Origin of the sequence: Paenibacillus sp. PAMC21692, assembly GCF_014303795.1 — a bacterium.
In the GTDB taxonomy this organism is placed as follows: Bacteria; Bacillota; Bacilli; order Paenibacillales; family Paenibacillaceae; genus Pristimantibacillus; species Pristimantibacillus agaridevorans.
Genome location: NZ_CP060293.1, coordinates 7,345,944 through 7,362,744, shown reverse-complemented (window position 1 = coordinate 7,362,744; position 16,801 = coordinate 7,345,944). Strand labels below are relative to the sequence as shown.

The 16,801-nt window shown below is 56.0% G+C and carries 14 protein-coding genes and 1 riboswitch; of the genes, 12 read left to right on the top strand and 2 right to left on the bottom strand.

What is annotated here, in order from left to right; genetic code table 11:
- Positions 1–96: 96 nt before the first annotated feature.
- The gene (locus H7F31_RS29455; RefSeq protein ID WP_187101721.1) at positions 97–1,335 is read left to right on the top strand and encodes a TraB/GumN family protein; all 1,239 of its coding nucleotides are present in this window, start codon (positions 97–99) and stop codon (positions 1,333–1,335) included.
- Positions 1,336–1,428: 93 nt separating this feature from the next.
- Here the strand turns inward: H7F31_RS29455 and H7F31_RS29450 are convergent, their stop codons facing one another.
- Complete coding sequence (locus tag H7F31_RS29450; RefSeq protein ID WP_187101720.1) at positions 1,429–2,715, bottom strand: LysM peptidoglycan-binding domain-containing protein; 1,287 nt, start codon at positions 2,713–2,715, stop codon at positions 1,429–1,431.
- A 424-nt stretch (positions 2,716–3,139) separates the two neighbouring features.
- Positions 3,140–3,238: riboswitch (purine riboswitch) on the top strand.
- Between the two features lie 279 nt (positions 3,239–3,517).
- Between H7F31_RS29450 and purE the strand changes: the two genes are divergently transcribed.
- From purE to purF, 8 genes are all read left to right on the top strand, one after another.
- Positions 3,518–4,003 (top strand): 5-(carboxyamino)imidazole ribonucleotide mutase, encoded by a 486-nt coding sequence (gene purE, locus H7F31_RS29445; RefSeq protein WP_187101719.1) that lies wholly within the window; start codon positions 3,518–3,520, stop codon positions 4,001–4,003.
- The gene (gene purK / locus H7F31_RS29440) at positions 4,000–5,178 is read left to right on the top strand and encodes a 5-(carboxyamino)imidazole ribonucleotide synthase (RefSeq protein WP_187101718.1); all 1,179 of its coding nucleotides are present in this window, start codon (positions 4,000–4,002) and stop codon (positions 5,176–5,178) included. Before purE ends, purK begins: the two co-directional genes overlap by 4 nt.
- 7 nt (positions 5,179–5,185) lie before the next feature.
- The gene (gene purB / locus H7F31_RS29435) at positions 5,186–6,481 is read left to right on the top strand and encodes an adenylosuccinate lyase (RefSeq protein ID WP_187101717.1); all 1,296 of its coding nucleotides are present in this window, start codon (positions 5,186–5,188) and stop codon (positions 6,479–6,481) included.
- A 24-nt stretch (positions 6,482–6,505) separates the two neighbouring features.
- Complete coding sequence (locus tag H7F31_RS29430; protein WP_187101716.1) at positions 6,506–7,411, top strand: phosphoribosylaminoimidazolesuccinocarboxamide synthase; 906 nt, start codon at positions 6,506–6,508, stop codon at positions 7,409–7,411.
- A 102-nt stretch (positions 7,412–7,513) separates the two neighbouring features.
- On the top strand, positions 7,514–7,759 hold the full coding sequence (gene purS, locus H7F31_RS29425; RefSeq protein ID WP_179215887.1) for a phosphoribosylformylglycinamidine synthase subunit PurS: 246 nt from the start codon (positions 7,514–7,516) through the stop codon (positions 7,757–7,759).
- A 4-nt stretch (positions 7,760–7,763) separates the two neighbouring features.
- Positions 7,764–8,456 carry a phosphoribosylformylglycinamidine synthase subunit PurQ gene (gene purQ / locus H7F31_RS29420; RefSeq protein ID WP_087571428.1) on the top strand — a complete coding sequence of 231 codons (693 nt, stop codon included), beginning with the start codon at positions 7,764–7,766 and terminating at the stop codon, positions 8,454–8,456.
- Positions 8,434–10,677 (top strand): phosphoribosylformylglycinamidine synthase subunit PurL, encoded by a 2,244-nt coding sequence (gene purL / locus H7F31_RS29415; protein ID WP_187101715.1) that lies wholly within the window; start codon positions 8,434–8,436, stop codon positions 10,675–10,677. The genes purQ and purL overlap by 23 nt, the downstream gene beginning before the upstream one ends.
- On the top strand, positions 10,662–12,218 hold the full coding sequence (purF, locus tag H7F31_RS29410; protein WP_187101714.1) for an amidophosphoribosyltransferase: 1,557 nt from the start codon (positions 10,662–10,664) through the stop codon (positions 12,216–12,218). The genes purL and purF overlap by 16 nt, the downstream gene beginning before the upstream one ends.
- Here purF and H7F31_RS29405 read toward each other — a convergent pair.
- Positions 12,215–12,982: a hypothetical protein gene (locus tag H7F31_RS29405; protein WP_187101713.1), complete on the bottom strand. Its 768-nt coding sequence runs from the start codon at positions 12,980–12,982 to the stop codon at positions 12,215–12,217. The genes purF and H7F31_RS29405 overlap by 4 nt on opposite strands.
- A gap of 127 nt (positions 12,983–13,109) precedes the next feature.
- On the opposite strand from H7F31_RS29405, the gene purM reads away from it, so the two are divergent.
- From purM to purH, 3 genes are all read left to right on the top strand, one after another.
- A complete protein-coding gene (gene purM / locus H7F31_RS29400; protein ID WP_187101712.1) occupies positions 13,110–14,153 on the top strand; it encodes a phosphoribosylformylglycinamidine cyclo-ligase in 1,044 nt (347 codons plus the stop codon).
- On the top strand, positions 14,153–14,761 hold the full coding sequence (gene purN, locus H7F31_RS29395) for a phosphoribosylglycinamide formyltransferase (protein WP_187101711.1): 609 nt from the start codon (positions 14,153–14,155) through the stop codon (positions 14,759–14,761). The genes purM and purN overlap by 1 nt, the downstream gene beginning before the upstream one ends.
- 468 nt (positions 14,762–15,229) lie before the next feature.
- Positions 15,230–16,777, top strand: coding sequence for a bifunctional phosphoribosylaminoimidazolecarboxamide formyltransferase/IMP cyclohydrolase (gene purH, locus H7F31_RS29390; protein ID WP_187101710.1), 1,548 nt, complete (start codon positions 15,230–15,232; stop codon positions 16,775–16,777).
- Positions 16,778–16,801: the final 24 nt, after the last annotated feature.

The window sequence follows — 16,801 nt, the reverse complement described above, 5'->3', positions numbered from 1 at the left end:
ACTCTATCAAATATGGAAAAGATTTGATAGAATGGAGTTGTCTTGGTTTGAATAAGACCAAAGACCTATTCGATAGATAGAGGAGAGAGCCGGCAGATGAAACGTTTTACGGCATTTATCGCAGCACTATTACTATCTTTAAGCTTGGCCATCGGCGCATCGGCGGCCGCACCAACGCCTCCCTCCATCTGGATTGACGGACAGCCGATAAAGTTCGGCGAACAGAAGCCGTTTATCGAAAACGGCGTTACTTTCGTCCCGGTACGCATGCTGCTGGAGGAGCTGGCTTTCGAGCTGGACTGGAACGAAAAGCTGAGGGTCGTTACGGCGACCGGCGAGAAGGCAACCATCATCCTGGAGATCGACCGCAAGACGGCGTATGTCAATTCCAAGCCGCAAGAGCTGGACGCTGCACCCAAGATCCTCAACAAGACTACATACGTGCCGCTGCGATTTATCATTAGCGCATCCGGCTACGAGATCGAATGGCTGGAGGACATTCGCGCGGTCCTCATTGACACGATCCAAGAGAGCCGCGGTTTTATGTACAAGGTGGAAAACGGCGAAAACGTCGTTTATCTGCTTGGTTCCATCCACGTCGGCAACGATGCGATGTATCCTCTTCGCGACGAAATCACGGATGCCTTCCAGGAAGCGGACTTCTTGTCAGTGGAAGTGAATGGAGAATCCGAAGAGGTTGATTATGAGAAGCTGCTAGGTAATCTTGGTTACTATAGGGACGGTACGACGCTTCGCAATCATTTGTCTACCGAAGGATACGAGGCAGTCGTGCAGCTCTTGACGGATCTGGAGCTGGAAACCAATACGCTTGATACGCTCAAACCTTGGTTCGCATCGTTTGTTCTGGACAGCTGGCTTCAAGAGGATTCGGAATTCGAAGCGGAGCTTGGCATCGATCAATATTTTATGGATCAAGCTATCAAGAAGGAAATTCCGATTTTGGAGCTGGAGTCGGCGGAGCTGCAATACAGAATGTTCGATAATTTCTCGGCCGAGCTGCAGGAAGGGATGCTCATGGGTTCCGTCTATGGCTTCTATAACGAAAGCGACAGCGTGCAGGATTTATCTTCCATGTGGGTGGACGGGGATATCGAGATGCTGACCGAGCTTGCGGAAGATTCGAAGTCGAACGAGGAATATTACAACGCTGTGCTGAGGGACCGTAACGTGGGAATGGCGGAAGGCATCGATGGCTACTTGAACAATAAGGAGGCTTCAACGTTCTTTGTCGTCGTAGGGGCTCTGCACCTGCCCGGCGAGGACGGGGTAGTCGCGCTTCTGGAAGAGATGGGCTACACCGTGACCCGTATCTGATTGTTTCAACCTCGAAATGGCAACAAAAAGGGCTGGCCCTCGGGTTTATGACCTCATGGGACAGCCTTGTTTGTCTTTACCTTCTCTTACGAATTACCGGACGTATTTTTTGATCGTAAAGTTCTCGCCTAGAACGAACCAGTTCTGCGGGAAAGAGACGCCAAGCACCCAATAGCTCACTCCGCGCAGCCCAAGCCGCTTTACGACGTCGAACTTCGCCTGGACGCTGCGCGCATCCTCGAACCAGACGACATGCTCGCTGCCCTGCTCGTCATAATAATGGAAGAACGGCGACTGAGACTCCTCGTCGTACTCAATTTCGGCGCCGTATTTCGCCGCTCGCTCCACGGCCGCGAAGGGGCTGACCGTCGGCGCCCATCGGCCGCCCGAGACGTATGGAAGCGTCCAGTCATAGCCGTACAGCGGCATGCCCATGACGATCTTGTCAGCCGGGATGACGCTAAGCGCGTAATTGACGACCTTTAGCACTTCGTTTAAAGGAGCGACGGCTCTCGGCGGTCCCCCGGACCAGCCCCATTCGTAGGTCATCAGAATGACAAAGTCGAGAATGCGTCCGTGCGCCTCGTAATCATGCGCCTCGTACAACGTGCCCGTTTGCGTGGCGGACAGCTTGGGCGCAAGCGCGGAGGAGACGAGATAGCCTTGCGGGCGCAGCGTGTCGACAAGCTTTTGCAGGAACGCGTTATACAACTCTTTGTCGGCAGGCGGTACATATTCGAAGTCTACGTTCAAAGCCATATAGCCTTGCTGCGCCATAACGCCGGCGATATTGGCGATGACGCGATTTTGAACCTCCTGTTCGGCTACGACGGCATGGGCGATATCGGGACTGAAGTTGCCGTCCACGAAATTCGTGATCACCATCATGGGAGCGGCCCGCTTTGCGTATGCCGCGGCGATGACGGCCGTATCGTCCAGCGGCCTGAGACTTCCATCGGGCTGAACCCGATAGCTGAACGGGCTCAGAAAGGTCAAATATTCTCCGATTTCGTTCACGATGGCCACGCCGTTCTGCTCCAGCTTCTCGGTATAGGCATTGACTTCGATAACCGGCTTGGCCGTGGCCGGAATTTTCAGCATCTGGCCGGGATAAATAAGGGCGGGATTCCGAATGCCGTTGGCGGATGCGAGCTCCTGGAGCGTGACTCCGTATCGTTGGCCAATCTGCCATAACGATTCGCCCGCAAGCACCTTGTGAGTAGCGGGAGACGGCTCCGTCGGCACGATGACAGCCTGCCCGATGACCAATATGCTTTGCTCAGACAAGCCGTTTGCGACGAGAATATGCGATAAAGGAACGCCGTAGTTCTGAGACAGCTTCCATAGCGAGTCCCCGTTCTTGACGGTATGAATGATCAAGACAATGACCTCCTTGTATATTTGGTACGTCCCGTTAAACCTTATCTCTATATGTATTCAGAAGAGCATGTACCTAGACGAAGGATGGAAGAAATGGGGATTCGAGCCTCAAAGAAGAGGCGAATGACGGGGCTATTGAGCAATATTGAGAAAAAAACGAACTTTAAAATATAGAAGCTTCATAATGTTCGTATTTTGTTGACAGTGGAAGAACGATTGTTTAAACTAGAGAAGGTTTGGGACGAAAGGCTGTCCCTTTTAGTGAAAGTACAAAAAGTTTGGTTTTCAGTACCGAGAAGATTGAAGGCAACTAGAAACTGAGTAGCGGAGCGTAGCAGAGCTACGTGAGCAACGGAAGGTTCGGTTGCATTCAATATTCGATGTCGAGTAATCTTCAGGGAATACTTCGTAATGGAAAGCGGACTTTTTGAACAACCTATTAACTCGTATATTTTCGGGATTGGCCCGAATGTTTCTACCTGGAAACCTTAATTTCTGGACTACGAGCTAGATGAATCGGAAATTCGGCAAGTTCATAGGAACGATAGACGGAACATTGACGCAACGCCCTTGCCAAGGGGCTGCATGACAGGTTGCTCCCGCATGGGGCAGCCTTATGCTGTCTTTAGGCTGGTGGATTGCGCGGTCCTGCCCGGATTCATCGAAAAAGAACGATATCGCCCTCCATGGCGGACGTTCTCGGCTATGGTCCTGCGGCAGATCGGCAACCGATCTCTCTGGGGCTTTTTTCTATTTCCTGGAACCAATGTATTCTATAAAAAAGGAAAGTGGGTTTGGACCAATGTCTGCTAAGGTAGGCGTCATCATGGGCAGTAAGTCGGATTGGGATACAATGAAATTGGCTTGCGACATCCTGGAGGAGCTCGAAATTACGTACGAGAAGAAGGTCGTGTCGGCGCACCGCACGCCGGATTTGATGTTCGAATACGCGGAAAGCGCCGCGGAGCGCGGCCTTAAGGTCATTATCGCGGGAGCGGGGGGCGCCGCGCATCTGCCCGGCATGGTCGCCGCGAAGACGACTTTGCCGGTTATTGGCGTTCCCGTCAAATCCTCGAATCTGAGCGGCCTCGACTCGCTGCTCTCCATCGTGCAGATGCCGGGCGGAATCCCGGTGGCGACGGTCGCGATCGGCAACGCCGGAGGCACGAACGCCGGCTTGCTGGCAGCCCAGATGCTGGGAGCGTTCGAGCCCGACATCGCGGCGCGCGTGCAATCCAGGCGCGATCGCGTGAAGCAGGAAGTGCTGGAAAGCAGCGAGACGTTATGACGCGCGCAACGACTGGATCGGATGGCGCCAAGACGATTCTGCCTGGCGGCACGATCGGGATTTTAGGCGGCGGACAGCTCGGACGAATGCTTGCTAATGCTGGCAGCGCAATGGGCTACCGGTTCGTCGCTCTGGATCCCACGCCGGATTCCCCGATGGGACAAGTATCCCGACAGATCGTGGCGGCGTACGACGATATGGATGCGGCTCTGGCGCTTGCGGAAGCGTCGGACGTCATCACATACGAATTCGAGAACGTTGATGCCGACGTGGCCGCAAAGCTGATGGAGCGATCCTATGTGCCGCAAGGCAGCGAGCTGCTGTACACGACGCAGCATCGTCTCCGCGAGAAACGGGCGATCGAAGCGGCTGGCGTCCGCGTGGCGCCGTATCGCGAGATCGCAAGCGAGGATAGCCTGCGGGATGCGGTTGCCGCATTCGGAACGCCTTGCGTGCTCAAGACGGCGACCGGGGGCTACGACGGCAAGGGACAATGGGTCATTCGCAGCGAGGATGAAATTCCGGAAGCCTACGAGACGTTATCCCGCGCGGGCACTCAGCTTGTGCTGGAACAGTTCATCAGGTTCAAACAAGAAATTTCGGTCATTGCGGCAAGAAGCTCCAAAGGGGAAATAAAAGCGTTCCCTCCTGCGGAAAATATTCATGTCGATAATATATTGCATCTGTCTATCGTGCCGGCTCGCGTCGGCGAAGACGTGATTGCGGAAGCAGAGCGGCTAGCTGTAAGGATCGCGGAAGGGCTGAACGTCGTCGGACTCATCGCGGTGGAACTGTTCGTGACGGAGGACGGCGGGCTGTACGTCAACGAGCTCGCGCCGCGTCCGCATAACAGCGGGCATTACACGATGGAGGCTTGCCGCACGTCGCAGTTCGAACAGCATGTCCGCGCCATCTGCGGCTTGCCGTTGGGCGATACGTCGCTGATGAGCTCCGTCGTCATGGTCAACGTGCTGGGGCAGCATGTGGAGCCGCTGCTGGAAAGGCTGGCGGAAGGCGACGATGCGGCGACTCATGCCGGCATTGCTCCGAAGGTGCATTTGTACGGGAAAAAGGACGCCGTATTCAAGCGGAAGATGGGTCATGTGAACGTGCTGGCCCCTAACGTGGAGGCGGCATTGCAATGGATAGAAGAAACTACGATTTGGAAGGTGTGATGCCATCATGTTAGAACGTTATAGCAGACCCGAGATGAGAGCCATCTGGACGGAAGAGAATAAATTCAAAGCTTGGCTGGAGGTTGAACTGTGCGCATGCGAGGCTTGGTCCGAGCTTGGCATTATTCCACAGGAAGATGTTAAAGCGCTGCGAGCTTCGGCCAGCTTCGACATCGACCGGATCTACGAGATCGAGCAGGAGACTCGTCACGACGTGATCGCGTTCACCCGGGCCGTATCCGAGACGGTAGGACCGGAGCGCAAGTGGGTGCATTACGGCCTGACCTCCACGGACGTCGTCGATACTGCGATGGGCTATTTGCTCCGTCAAGCTAACGAAATCCTGCTTAAGGATATCGAAAGATTTATCGGCATTCTTCGCGAGAAAGCCATTCAGTACAAGGACACTCCGATGATGGGGCGCACGCACGGCGTACACGCCGAGCCGACGACGTTCGGTCTCAAGATGGCGCTGTGGTACGAAGAGATGAAGCGCAACCTGGAGCGGTTCCAGCACGCGGCGCACAACGTTCAATTCGGCAAAATGTCCGGCGCCGTCGGCACGTACGCGAACATCGATCCGTTCGTTGAGCAATTCGTCTGCGACAAGCTCGGCATCACGGCCGCTCCGATCTCCACGCAGACGCTGCAGCGCGACCGTCACGCCGAGTATGTAGGCGTTCTGGCTCTGATCGCGACGTCGATGGACAAGTTCGCCACGGAAATCCGCGCGCTTCAGAAGAGCGAATTCCGCGAGGTGGAGGAGCCGTTTGCCAAAGGCCAGAAGGGCTCGTCGGCGATGCCGCACAAACGCAACCCGATCGGCTGCGAGAACATGTCCGGCCTGTCCCGCGTCATTCGCGGCCATATGCTGACGGCATTCGAGAACGTGCCGCTCTGGCATGAGCGCGACATCAGCCACTCTTCGGCGGAGCGAGTCATCTTGCCTGATTCGACGATGCTGCTTAACTATATGCTAAACAGACTGGGCAACATTATTCAGAACCTGACGGTGTTCCCGGAAAATATGAAACGCAACATGAGCGCGACCTACGGCGTTCCGTTCTCCGGCCGCGTCATGACGAAGCTGATCGACAAAGGTTTCAGCCGCGAGCAAGCGTACGACACGGTGCAGCCGCGTGCGATGCAGGCTTGGGAAGAGCAGCGCCAATTCCGATCCATCGTGGAAGAAACGACGGAAATTACGGTGGTGCTGTCTTCCGAGGAGATCGACGACTGCTTCAACCCTGCTTGGCATCTCAAGCATGTTGATACGATTTTCGCAAGACTGGGCTTGAACTAGGCGAGGAACGAGGGGATGAATGGAATGAGCGCAAGCGCAAGACCGCAGGCATTATCAACGGCTGTCGATTACGTAAAGGCGCCGCTGGTTTATAAGGGCAAGGTGCGGGAGCTGTACGATCTCGGGGAGCACTTCCTGATCGTCGTGACCGACCGGATCTCGGCGTTCGACTACGTGCTGGACCCGGCTGTTCCCGATAAGGGCAATGTGCTGAATCGGCTGTCGGCTTTCTGGTTCGAGGTAACGAAGGAGCTGCAGGAAAATCATGTGGTGCATACCGACGTGGCGTTGCTGGGCGATATCGTGACGGAGCCGGAGCTGCTTAAGAACCGCATCATGGTGACTCGCAAAGCCGAACGCATCGATATCGAATGCGTCGTGCGCGGCTACATTACGGGCGGCGGCTGGAGACAGTATACGAGCACGGGCGAGATCAACGGCATCAAGCTGCCGGAGGGCATGCGGAAGAACGAACATTTCGCTGAGCCGATCTTTACGCCGGCCGCAAAAAATGACGTCGGCCATGACGAAGACGTCCCGTTCGAGCGGATGGCGGAGCTGGTAGGCGAAGGTCTGGCCGAGGAGCTGCGCGACCGCAGCCTGACTCTGTATCGCTTCGCGCATGACTATTGCCAGGAGCGCGGCATCATTCTCGCGGACTGCAAGTTCGAATTCGGCCTGATCGACGGCAAGGTCATCCTGATCGACGAAATATTCACGCCGGACTCGTCGCGCTTCTGGTCGGAAGGCAGCTACGCTTACGACGTGGAGATCGACAGCATGGACAAGGAGCCGGTCCGAACTTACCTGCTGGGCTCGGACTGGGACCGCGACAGCATGCCGGATCCGCTGCCGGAGGTTGTCGTTGCGGCCACGACGGCGCGCTACCGCGAGATATACCGTCGCTTGACGGGGCAGGAGCTGTCGTAGAAAGCGGATATAGAAGCACCAAACGAGCACCACACAGTAACAGCAACAACTATCCAACAAGCATGTTCAACGAATTACCATTATAAACACATTCAGGAGGCTATTATGAAGGCAACCGTCTACGTTACGATTAAGGAAAACGTTTTGGATCCGCAAGGAACGGCCGTACAAGGCGCGCTCCATTCCATGGGGTTCGCGGAAGTTGGCAAAGTGCGCATCGGCAAATATCTCGAGGTGGAGCTTGACACAAACGATCGCGCGGAAGCGGAAGCCCGCCTGAAAGTGATGTGCGAGAAGCTGCTCGCGAACACAGTGGTCGAAGACTACCGCTTCGAGCTGGAGGGTTAAGATCATGAAATTTGCGGTTCTCGTATTTCCCGGCTCCAACTGCGACATCGATTGCTACAAGGCAGTTGAAGCGATCGGCGAGCAGGTCGACTACGTCTGGCACACCGCTACGGACCTGTCCGGCTACGACGCTATCCTCGTGCCAGGCGGCTTCTCCTACGGCGATTACTTGCGCTGCGGCGCTATCGCGCAATTCGCGAACGTCATGAACGAAGTGAAGAAAGCGGCAGACGAAGGCAAATATATTCTTGGCATTTGCAACGGCTTCCAGATCCTGACGGAAGCAAATCTTCTCCCTGGCGCGCTTATCCGCAACACGGGCCTGAAATTCCGTTGCCATGGTACTCCTCTTGAAGTGGTGAACAGCAATACGGCTTTCACGAATCAATATTCGCAAGGCGAGATTATCGATATTCCGATCGCTCACGGCGAAGGCAACTACTTCTGCGACGAAGAAACGCTGGCCGAGCTCAAAGCGAACAATCAAATCGTATTCCGTTACGCGGGCGAAACAAATCCAAACGGCTCCGTCGACAACATCGCGGGCATTAGCAACAAAGCGGGCAACGTCGTCGGCATGATGCCGCATCCGGAGCGCGCGGTAAGCCAGATTCTGGGCTCGGAAGACGGACTGAGAATGTTTACATCGATTTTGAATGCATGGAGGGAACAACATGGCGCAGCAATTAACAGCTAAGGAGCCGACTGCGGAGCAAATCGCGGATCAGCGCATTTACACGCAATTCGGCGTTACGGATTACGAATACGAACTGATTTGCGGATTCCTCGGCCGCAAGCCCAACTACACGGAGATCGGCGTATTCAGCGTCATGTGGTCGGAGCATTGCTCTTACAAGAACTCCAAGCCTATTCTGAAAAAATTCCCGATCACCGGACCACGCGTCCTGATGGGGCCGGGCGAAGGCGCGGGCATCGTCGATATCGGCGACAACCAGGCCGTCGTGTTTAAGATCGAATCCCATAACCACCCATCTGCTGTTGAACCTTACCAAGGCGCGGCGACGGGCGTCGGCGGCATTCTTCGCGATATTTTTTCTATGGGCGCGCGTCCTGTAGCCATACTAAACAGCTTGCGCTTTGGCAACTTGAACAATGAACGCGTTAAATACTTGTTCGAAAATGTCGTCAGCGGCATCGCGGGCTACGGCAACTGTATCGGTGTTCCAACGGTTGGCGGCGAAGTGATGTTCGACGAAAGCTACGAAGGCAATCCGCTCGTCAACGCGATGTGCGTCGGGCTGATCGACCATGATAAAATCCAGCGCGGCGTCGCCAAAGGCGTAGGAAACCCCGTCTTCTACGTTGGCCCGGCAACGGGGCGCGACGGCATTCATGGCGCGACATTCGCGTCCGTCGAGCTCTCCGAGGAGTCCGAAGAGAAACGTACGGCGGTTCAAGTCGGCGATCCGTTTATGGAAAAGCTGGTTATGGAAGCAACGCTCGAGCTGATCAACTCCGGCATCGTTCTGGGCATTCAGGATATGGGCGCGGCTGGCCTTACTTGCTCCAGCGCGGAGATGGCTTCCAAAGCAGGCAACGGTCTTGAGCTGTACCTCGACGAGGTGCCGCAGCGCGAGACGGGCATGACGCCTTACGAGATGATGTTGTCCGAGTCGCAAGAGCGTATGCTCTTCGTTGTCGAGCCTCAGCATGAGGCGCAAGCGAAGGAAATTTTTGATCGTTGGGGCATTATTTGCGCAAAAGTGGGCAAAGTGACGGATGACGGACGTCTTCGGTTGTTCCACCAAGGCGAAGAAGTAGCCGACATGCCGGTCAAAGCGCTCGTCGACGAGTGTCCGGTGTACAACAAACCGTCCAGCGAGCCTGCATCGTTCCGCGAGAGCGCGGCGATCGACACGGCTGCTTTTGACGAAATTACGGATCTGAACGGCACCCTCGAGAAAGTTTTGGCTTCCCCGACGGTTGCGAGCAAAGAGTGGGTATATAACCAATATGACTACATGGTTCGTACGGCTACGGCCGTGCGCCCGGGCTCCGATGCAGCGGTAGTTCTCGTTGACGGTACGCGCAAAGCGCTGGCGATGACGACGGATTGCAACGGACGTTACGTGCATCTTGACCCCGAGATGGGCGGACGGATCGCGGTCGCGGAAGCGGCGCGCAACATCGTATGCTCCGGCGCGGAGCCGCTGGCAATTACGGACAACCTTAACTTCGGCAACCCGGAGAAGCCGGAAATCTTCTGGCAGCTTGAGAAATCGGCGGATGGCATGTCCGAAGCTTGCGTTAAGCTGGATACGCCGGTAATCGGCGGCAACGTCAGCTTGTACAACGAGAATGCCAAAGGCGCGATCTACCCGACGCCGGTCATCGGCATGGTCGGCCTGGTGCATGACGTCGACCACATCATGACGCAAGGCTTCAAGTCCGAAGGAGACGTCATCGTGCTCCTCGGCGACACGAAAGCGGAGTTTGGCGGCAGCGAGCTGCAATACGTGCTGAGCGGCGCTCCTGCGGGACGTCCTCCGGTCATCGATCTCGACGTCGAGAAGCAAGTTCAAGATGCTGTTCTGGGCGCTATTCAGCAAGGGCTCGTCGCTTCGGCGCATGACTTGTCGGAAGGCGGCATCGCGGTAGCGCTGGCGGAGTCCTGTATCAGCGGCCGCATTGGCGCGGAAGTATCGCTGACCAGCGACCTTCGTCCGGACCACCTGCTGTTCAGCGAATCGCAATCACGCATTCTGCTGTCGGCGAAACCGGAGCAGGCGGACGCATTGACAGCCCTTTTGAGCAAGCAAGGCGTTCAATTTGAGGTCATCGGGAAAGTATCGGGTAGCAGCCTCACCATTAACGTCAATGGCAAATCCGGCATCGCAGCGCCGGTACAACAACTGGAGAAGGTTTGGAAGGATGCGATTCCATGTCTCATGAAGTAATCGACCGTTCTGCGCAAGCGAGTGCTGTGCCTAATCGCACGGCTCTCGGCGGCCGGGTACGCGACGGTGCAACATTAGATGGCCAGGTGCTTTGGACCGGCGATCATTACAACGAGGGTATTGGTCGGGACGATATTTTTGACAAATTGCGCGAGGAGTGCGGAGTCTTTGGCGTGTTCGGTCATCCCGACGCCGCAGGACTATCTTATTATGGACTCCATGCACTGCAGCATCGCGGAGAAGAGAGCTCCGGAATTTGTACGGTTGATACGGACAATGGCAATGCGTTTAACTACCATCGCGGCATGGGGTTAGTGAAGGAAGTGTTCGACAAGGACAAGCTGGACATGCTGAAGGGCGATCGCTCTATCGGCCATGTCCGCTACTCCACATCGGGCTCGAGCCAACTCGGCAACGCGCAGCCGCTTATATTCAGATACCGCGATGGCGATCTCGGCGTTGCGACAAACGGCAATATTGTGAATGCGCCCGAGATTAGACACGAGCTCGAGATGAGCGGCTCCATCTTCCAGACATCCAGCGACACGGAAGTGATCGCGCACTTGATCGCCCGTTCCTCGAAGGACTTCGAGACGGCGGCCAAGGAAGCGTTGCAGCGAATCGTCGGCGGTTTTGCTTTCCTCATCATGACCAATGAGAAAATGATCGTCGCTTCCGATCCCAACGGACTTCGTCCGCTGGCGATGGCGCGTTTGGGCGATGCGTACGTGTTCTCTTCCGAGACTTGCGCGTTCGAGACAATCGGCGCGGAGTACGTTCGCGACGTTCAGCCGGGAGAGCTCCTGGTGTTGGATGCGAACGGCATACGCACGGATCGTTACGCGAAGATCGAACGCCGCGCGACTTGCGCGATGGAATATATTTATTTTGCGAGACCGGACAGCGACATTAACGGCATCAATATCCACTCCGCGCGCAAACGGATGGGACGTCAGCTGGCTACCGAGGCGTTCGTCGACGCGGATGTCGTAACCGGCGTACCGGACTCCAGTATCTCGGCAGCGATCGGATTCGCGGAGCAGACGGGCATTCCGTACGAGCTGGGGCTTATCAAAAACAAGTATACGGGCCGGACGTTCATCCAACCTTCGCAGGAATTGCGCGAAAAGGGCGTCAAAATGAAGCTGTCCGCTGTTCGCAAAGTCGTCGAGGGTAAACGCGTCGTCATGATCGACGACTCCATCGTGCGCGGCACAACGTCGCGCCGGATCGTCAACTTGCTGCGCGAAGCGGGAGCTACGGAGGTGCACGTGCGAATTACGTCGCCGCCGTTCAAGAACCCTTGCTACTACGGCATCGACACGCCGGATCGCAAGGAGCTCATCGCTTCGTACCGCACAGTCGAAGAAATCCGTCAGGAAATCAATGCTGACTCCTTATCCTTCCTGAGCGATGACGGATTCGTCGACTCCGTGGGCGGCAACGACGGTGCGTACAACCGCGGCATGTGCCTCGCCTGCTTCGACAACGATTACCCGACTCCGGTTAATGAGGAGTCGGACAAAAGCTGCAGCTGCTAGGACAGCTGCTTCAGCGCTCCGTGCGGCGGAGTGGCGGCTGTGCGGAGCAAATAAGTCGGCGATGCCGACTTAATCTCGCGCCAAGCGGCTGTGCGGAGCAAATAAGTCGGTGCAACCGACTTAATCTCGCGCCAAGCGGCTGCGCGGAGCGAATAAGTCGGCGATGCCGACTTAATCTCGCGCAAAGCTGCTGCGCGGAGCGAATAAGTCGGTGCAACCGACTTAATCTCGCGCAAAGCTGCTGCGTGGAGCGAATAAGTCGGTGTAACCGACTTAATCTCGCGCAAAGCTGCTGCGCGGAGCGAATAAGTCGGTGCAACCGACTTAATCTCGCGCCAAGCGGCTGCGCGGAGCGAATAAGTCGGTGCAACCGACTTAATCTCGCGCCAAGCGGCTGCGCGGAGCAAATAAGTCGGCGAGACCGACTTAATCTCGCGTAAAGCGGCTGCGCGGAGCGAATAAGTCGGTGCAACCGACTTAATCTCGCGCAAAGCTGCTGCGCGGAGCAAAAAAGTCGGTGTAACCGACTTAATCTCACGTAAAGCGGCTGCGTGGAGCATATAAGTCGGCGATACCGACTTAATGCCGCGCCAAGCGGCTGCGTGGAGCGTATAAGTCGGCGCAACCGACTTAATCTCGCGTAAAGCGGCTGCGCGGCGCAAATAAGTCGGCGATACCGACTTAATCTCGCGCAAAGCGGATGCGTAGAGCGAATAAGTCGGCGATACCGACTTAATGCCGCGCCAAGCGGCTGCGCGGAGCAAATAAGTCGGCGTAGTCGACCTATTTACGAGACGAAAGTTAGTCTACCAAACCTGCGAGTTTGCTCACTTGAGTTGCATTTTGCGGGATAAGATACTTTTCTGAGAACGAAATAAGGAGTGGAACCTTTTGTCAGAAGCATATAAAAAGGCTGGAGTCGACATCGCCGCGGGCAACGAAGCGGTCGAACGGATGAAAAAACACGTGAAGCGCACTTACCGTCCGGAGGTTCTGGCGGAGCTTGGCGGCTTCGGCGGCCTGTTCGGACTGGACAAGGACAAATACGAGGAGCCCGTGCTCGTATCCGGAACAGACGGCGTCGGCACGAAGCTGAAGCTGGCGTTCGCAATGGACAAGCATGACACGATCGGAATCGATGCGGTAGCGATGTGCGTGAACGATATTATCGTGCAAGGCGCAGAGCCGCTCTTCTTCCTCGACTATCTGGCATGCGGCAAAGTTGTTCCCGAGAAGATCGAAGCGATTGTCAAAGGGATCTCCGAAGGCTGCGTCCAATCCGGCTGCGCGCTGATCGGCGGCGAGACTGCAGAGATGCCTGGCATGTACTCCGAAGAAGAATACGACATCGCCGGCTTCACGGTCGGCATCGTCGACAAGAAAAAAATGATCGATGGCTCCACGATCGCTCCCGGCGATGCGGTGCTTGGCTTCGCGTCCAGCGGAATCCACAGCAACGGCTTCTCGCTTGTTCGCCGTCTGCTGCTCGAAGAAGCAGGTTACTCCCTGGATCAACAGCTGGACGAGCTAGACGGCGCCAAGCTGGGCGACGTGCTGCTCGAGCCGACTCGCATCTACGTGAAGCAAGCCCTTAAACTGATCGAGGAAGTGCAAGTAAAAGGCATGGCGCACATTACAGGCGGCGGCTTTATCGAGAACATCCCGCGCGTGCTGCCTGACGGCGTGAACGTAGACATCGCTTATGGCTCGTGGCCGATCCTGCCGATCTTCGGCTTGATGCAAGACAAGGGCGCGATCTCGAACCGCGACATGTTTACGACGTTCAACATGGGCATCGGTCTGGTTATCGTTGTGCCAGCCGACCAAGCAGAGAAGGCGATTAAAGTCTCCGGAGAGCTTGGAGAGAAGGCTTACCGAATCGGCACGGTTACGGAAGGCAACCGCGTCGTTACGTTTACGGGAGCGGAAGTATAATGGCGCCGCTGCGCATTGCGGTATTCGCTTCGGGAAAAGGGACGAACTTCCAGGCGATTGCGGATGCGGTGCGGGAGGGGAAGCTCGATGTGACCATCGAGCTTCTTGTTTGTGACAAGCCGTCTGCGTCGGTCGTCGAACGGGCGAGCCAGGCAGGCGTAGACGCCTTCGTATTCAAACCCAAGGATTACCCGAACCGCGAAGCTTACGAAACGGAAATCGTCGCCGAACTCACGAAGCGCGGCGTGGATCTCATCGTGCTTGCCGGCTACATGCGCATTCTCACTCCTACAATCGTCGAGCCTTATTATGGCCGGATGATCAACGTGCATCCGTCGCTGCTGCCGGCATTCCCCGGCGTAAATGCGATTGGGCAGGCGCTGGACTACGGCGTAAAGGTGACCGGCGTTACGGTACACTATGTCGACGGCGGGCTAGACAGCGGTCCGATTATCGCGCAAGAAGTTGTCCCTGTCGGCGACGGAGAAGGCATCGAAACATTGTCTCCCCGTATCCAAGCCGTTGAACGGGAACTGCTGCCTAATGTGGTCGGCGCAATCGCGGCTGGTCGAGTCAAGCTCGAGGGGCGGCATGTCACCGTATCGTAGTAGTATCATAGTTTAACCAGAAGCAGAACGTAGAGCCAAAAACAGCCAGCAGTTGATTGACGCTCTATGAATCATAAATGCGTGAGATGTCCCGCCTAACGGACAAGAAAGACGCTAATTTTCGATTTTGATAGGTTTCTAAAATCTAACGGACACAGGCGACCTTATTTGCACGATCTGGGCAATATTAACCTTGATTACGTTCTAATAACGTTTCTCCTGTCCGTTAAAGTTGAAAAACGGCAGAAATCGCGTAAATAGCTTCGTTGTTGTCCGTTAGAAAACACGCAATCAGCATCGCTGTTGCCCGTTAACGGGCAACGGGAGCTGTATGGCCGTGAAAGGATAGAACCTGCATCCATAAGCGCCAATAGCGCTCAAAGCGCTAAAATCGCCAAATAGGAATAAGAGAACAAGCAATCCTATTCAACTCAATCCAATCCAACCAATCCAAGGAGGACGTTAAAAGTGGCTATTCGCAGAGCGTTGATCAGCGTGTCCGACAAGACGGGCATCGTTGAGTTTTCGAGAGCACTCGCAGAGCAAGGCGTGCAAATTATTTCGACCGGGGGTACGTTCAACCTGCTTCAGAAGGAAGGCGTTCCCGTCATCGGCATCTCCGATGTAACAGGGTTCCCCGAGATTATGGACGGACGCGTGAAGACGCTGCACCCGGCCGTGCACAGCGGCCTGCTGGCGGTTCGCGACAACGAAGAACATCAGAAAGCGATGAAAGAGCTGGGACTCGAGTATATCGACCTGGTAGTCGTTAACTTGTATCCGTTCAAAGAAACAATCGCCAAGCCTGACGTGAGCTACGAGGACGCAATAGAAAATATCGACATCGGCGGCCCGACCATGCTTCGTTCCGCAGCCAAAAACCACGCGTTCGTTACGGTTGTCGTCGACGCCGGCGACTACGCTGCCGTTGCGGAAGAGCTGAAAGAGGGCGGCGATACGACGCTCGCGACGCGCAAACGTCTGGCCGCAAAAGTTTTCCGTCACACGGCGGCTTACGACGCGCTGATCTCGGACTACCTCTCCAAACAAACGGGCGAGCCGCTTCCCGAGACGTACACGGTCACTTACGAGAAGGTACAGGATCTGCGTTACGGCGAGAACCCGCACCAGAAAGCAGCTTTCTACAGCAAGCCGCTGGCGGCAACGGGCAACGTCACGACGGCCGAGCAATTGCACGGCAAGGAGCTGTCCTACAACAACATTAACGACGCGAACGCCGCGCTCTCCATCCTGAAGGAATTCGACGAGCCCGCGGTCGTTGCGGTCAAACATATGAATCCTTGCGGAGTAGGCATCGGCGCCACGATCCACGAAGCGTACCAAAAAGCGTACGAAGCCGATCCGACTTCGATCTTTGGCGGCATCGTCGCGGCTAACCGCACGATCGGAGCCGATACGGCCGAGCTGCTGGGCGGCATCTTCCTGGAAATCATCATCGCGCCGGACTACACGCCGGAAGCGTTCGACATTCTTGCGAAGAAGAAAAACATCCGCCTGCTCAAGCTCGGCGAGCTGACGGCTGCGGCCGAACGCAAATCCGAGTGGGTCGTCACGTCCGTTGACGGCGGCATGCTCGTTCAAGAGAGCGACGTGCACAGCATCACGGAAGCGGATCTGAAGGTCGTCACGGAGCGGCAGCCGACTCCGGAAGAGCTCAAACAGCTTCTGTTCGGATGGAAGGTCGTGAAGCACGTGAAGTCGAACGCGATTTTGCTCGCGAAGGACGACATGACGGTAGGCGTAGGCGCAGGCCAAATGAACCGCGTCGGCGCGGCGCGGATCGCGATCGAACAAGCAGGCGAGAAAGCTGTCGGCGCGGTACTGGCTTCCGACGCGTTTTTCCCGATGGGCGATACGGTTGAGCTTGCGGCGAAAGCCGGCATCAAAGCGATCATCCAGCCCGGCGGCTCCATCAAGGACGAAGAATCCATCGCTGCGGCGAACGCGAACGGCATAGCAATGGTATTTACCAGCGTTCGTCACTTCAAGCATTAATTACGACAATTACAGATGTGCGCT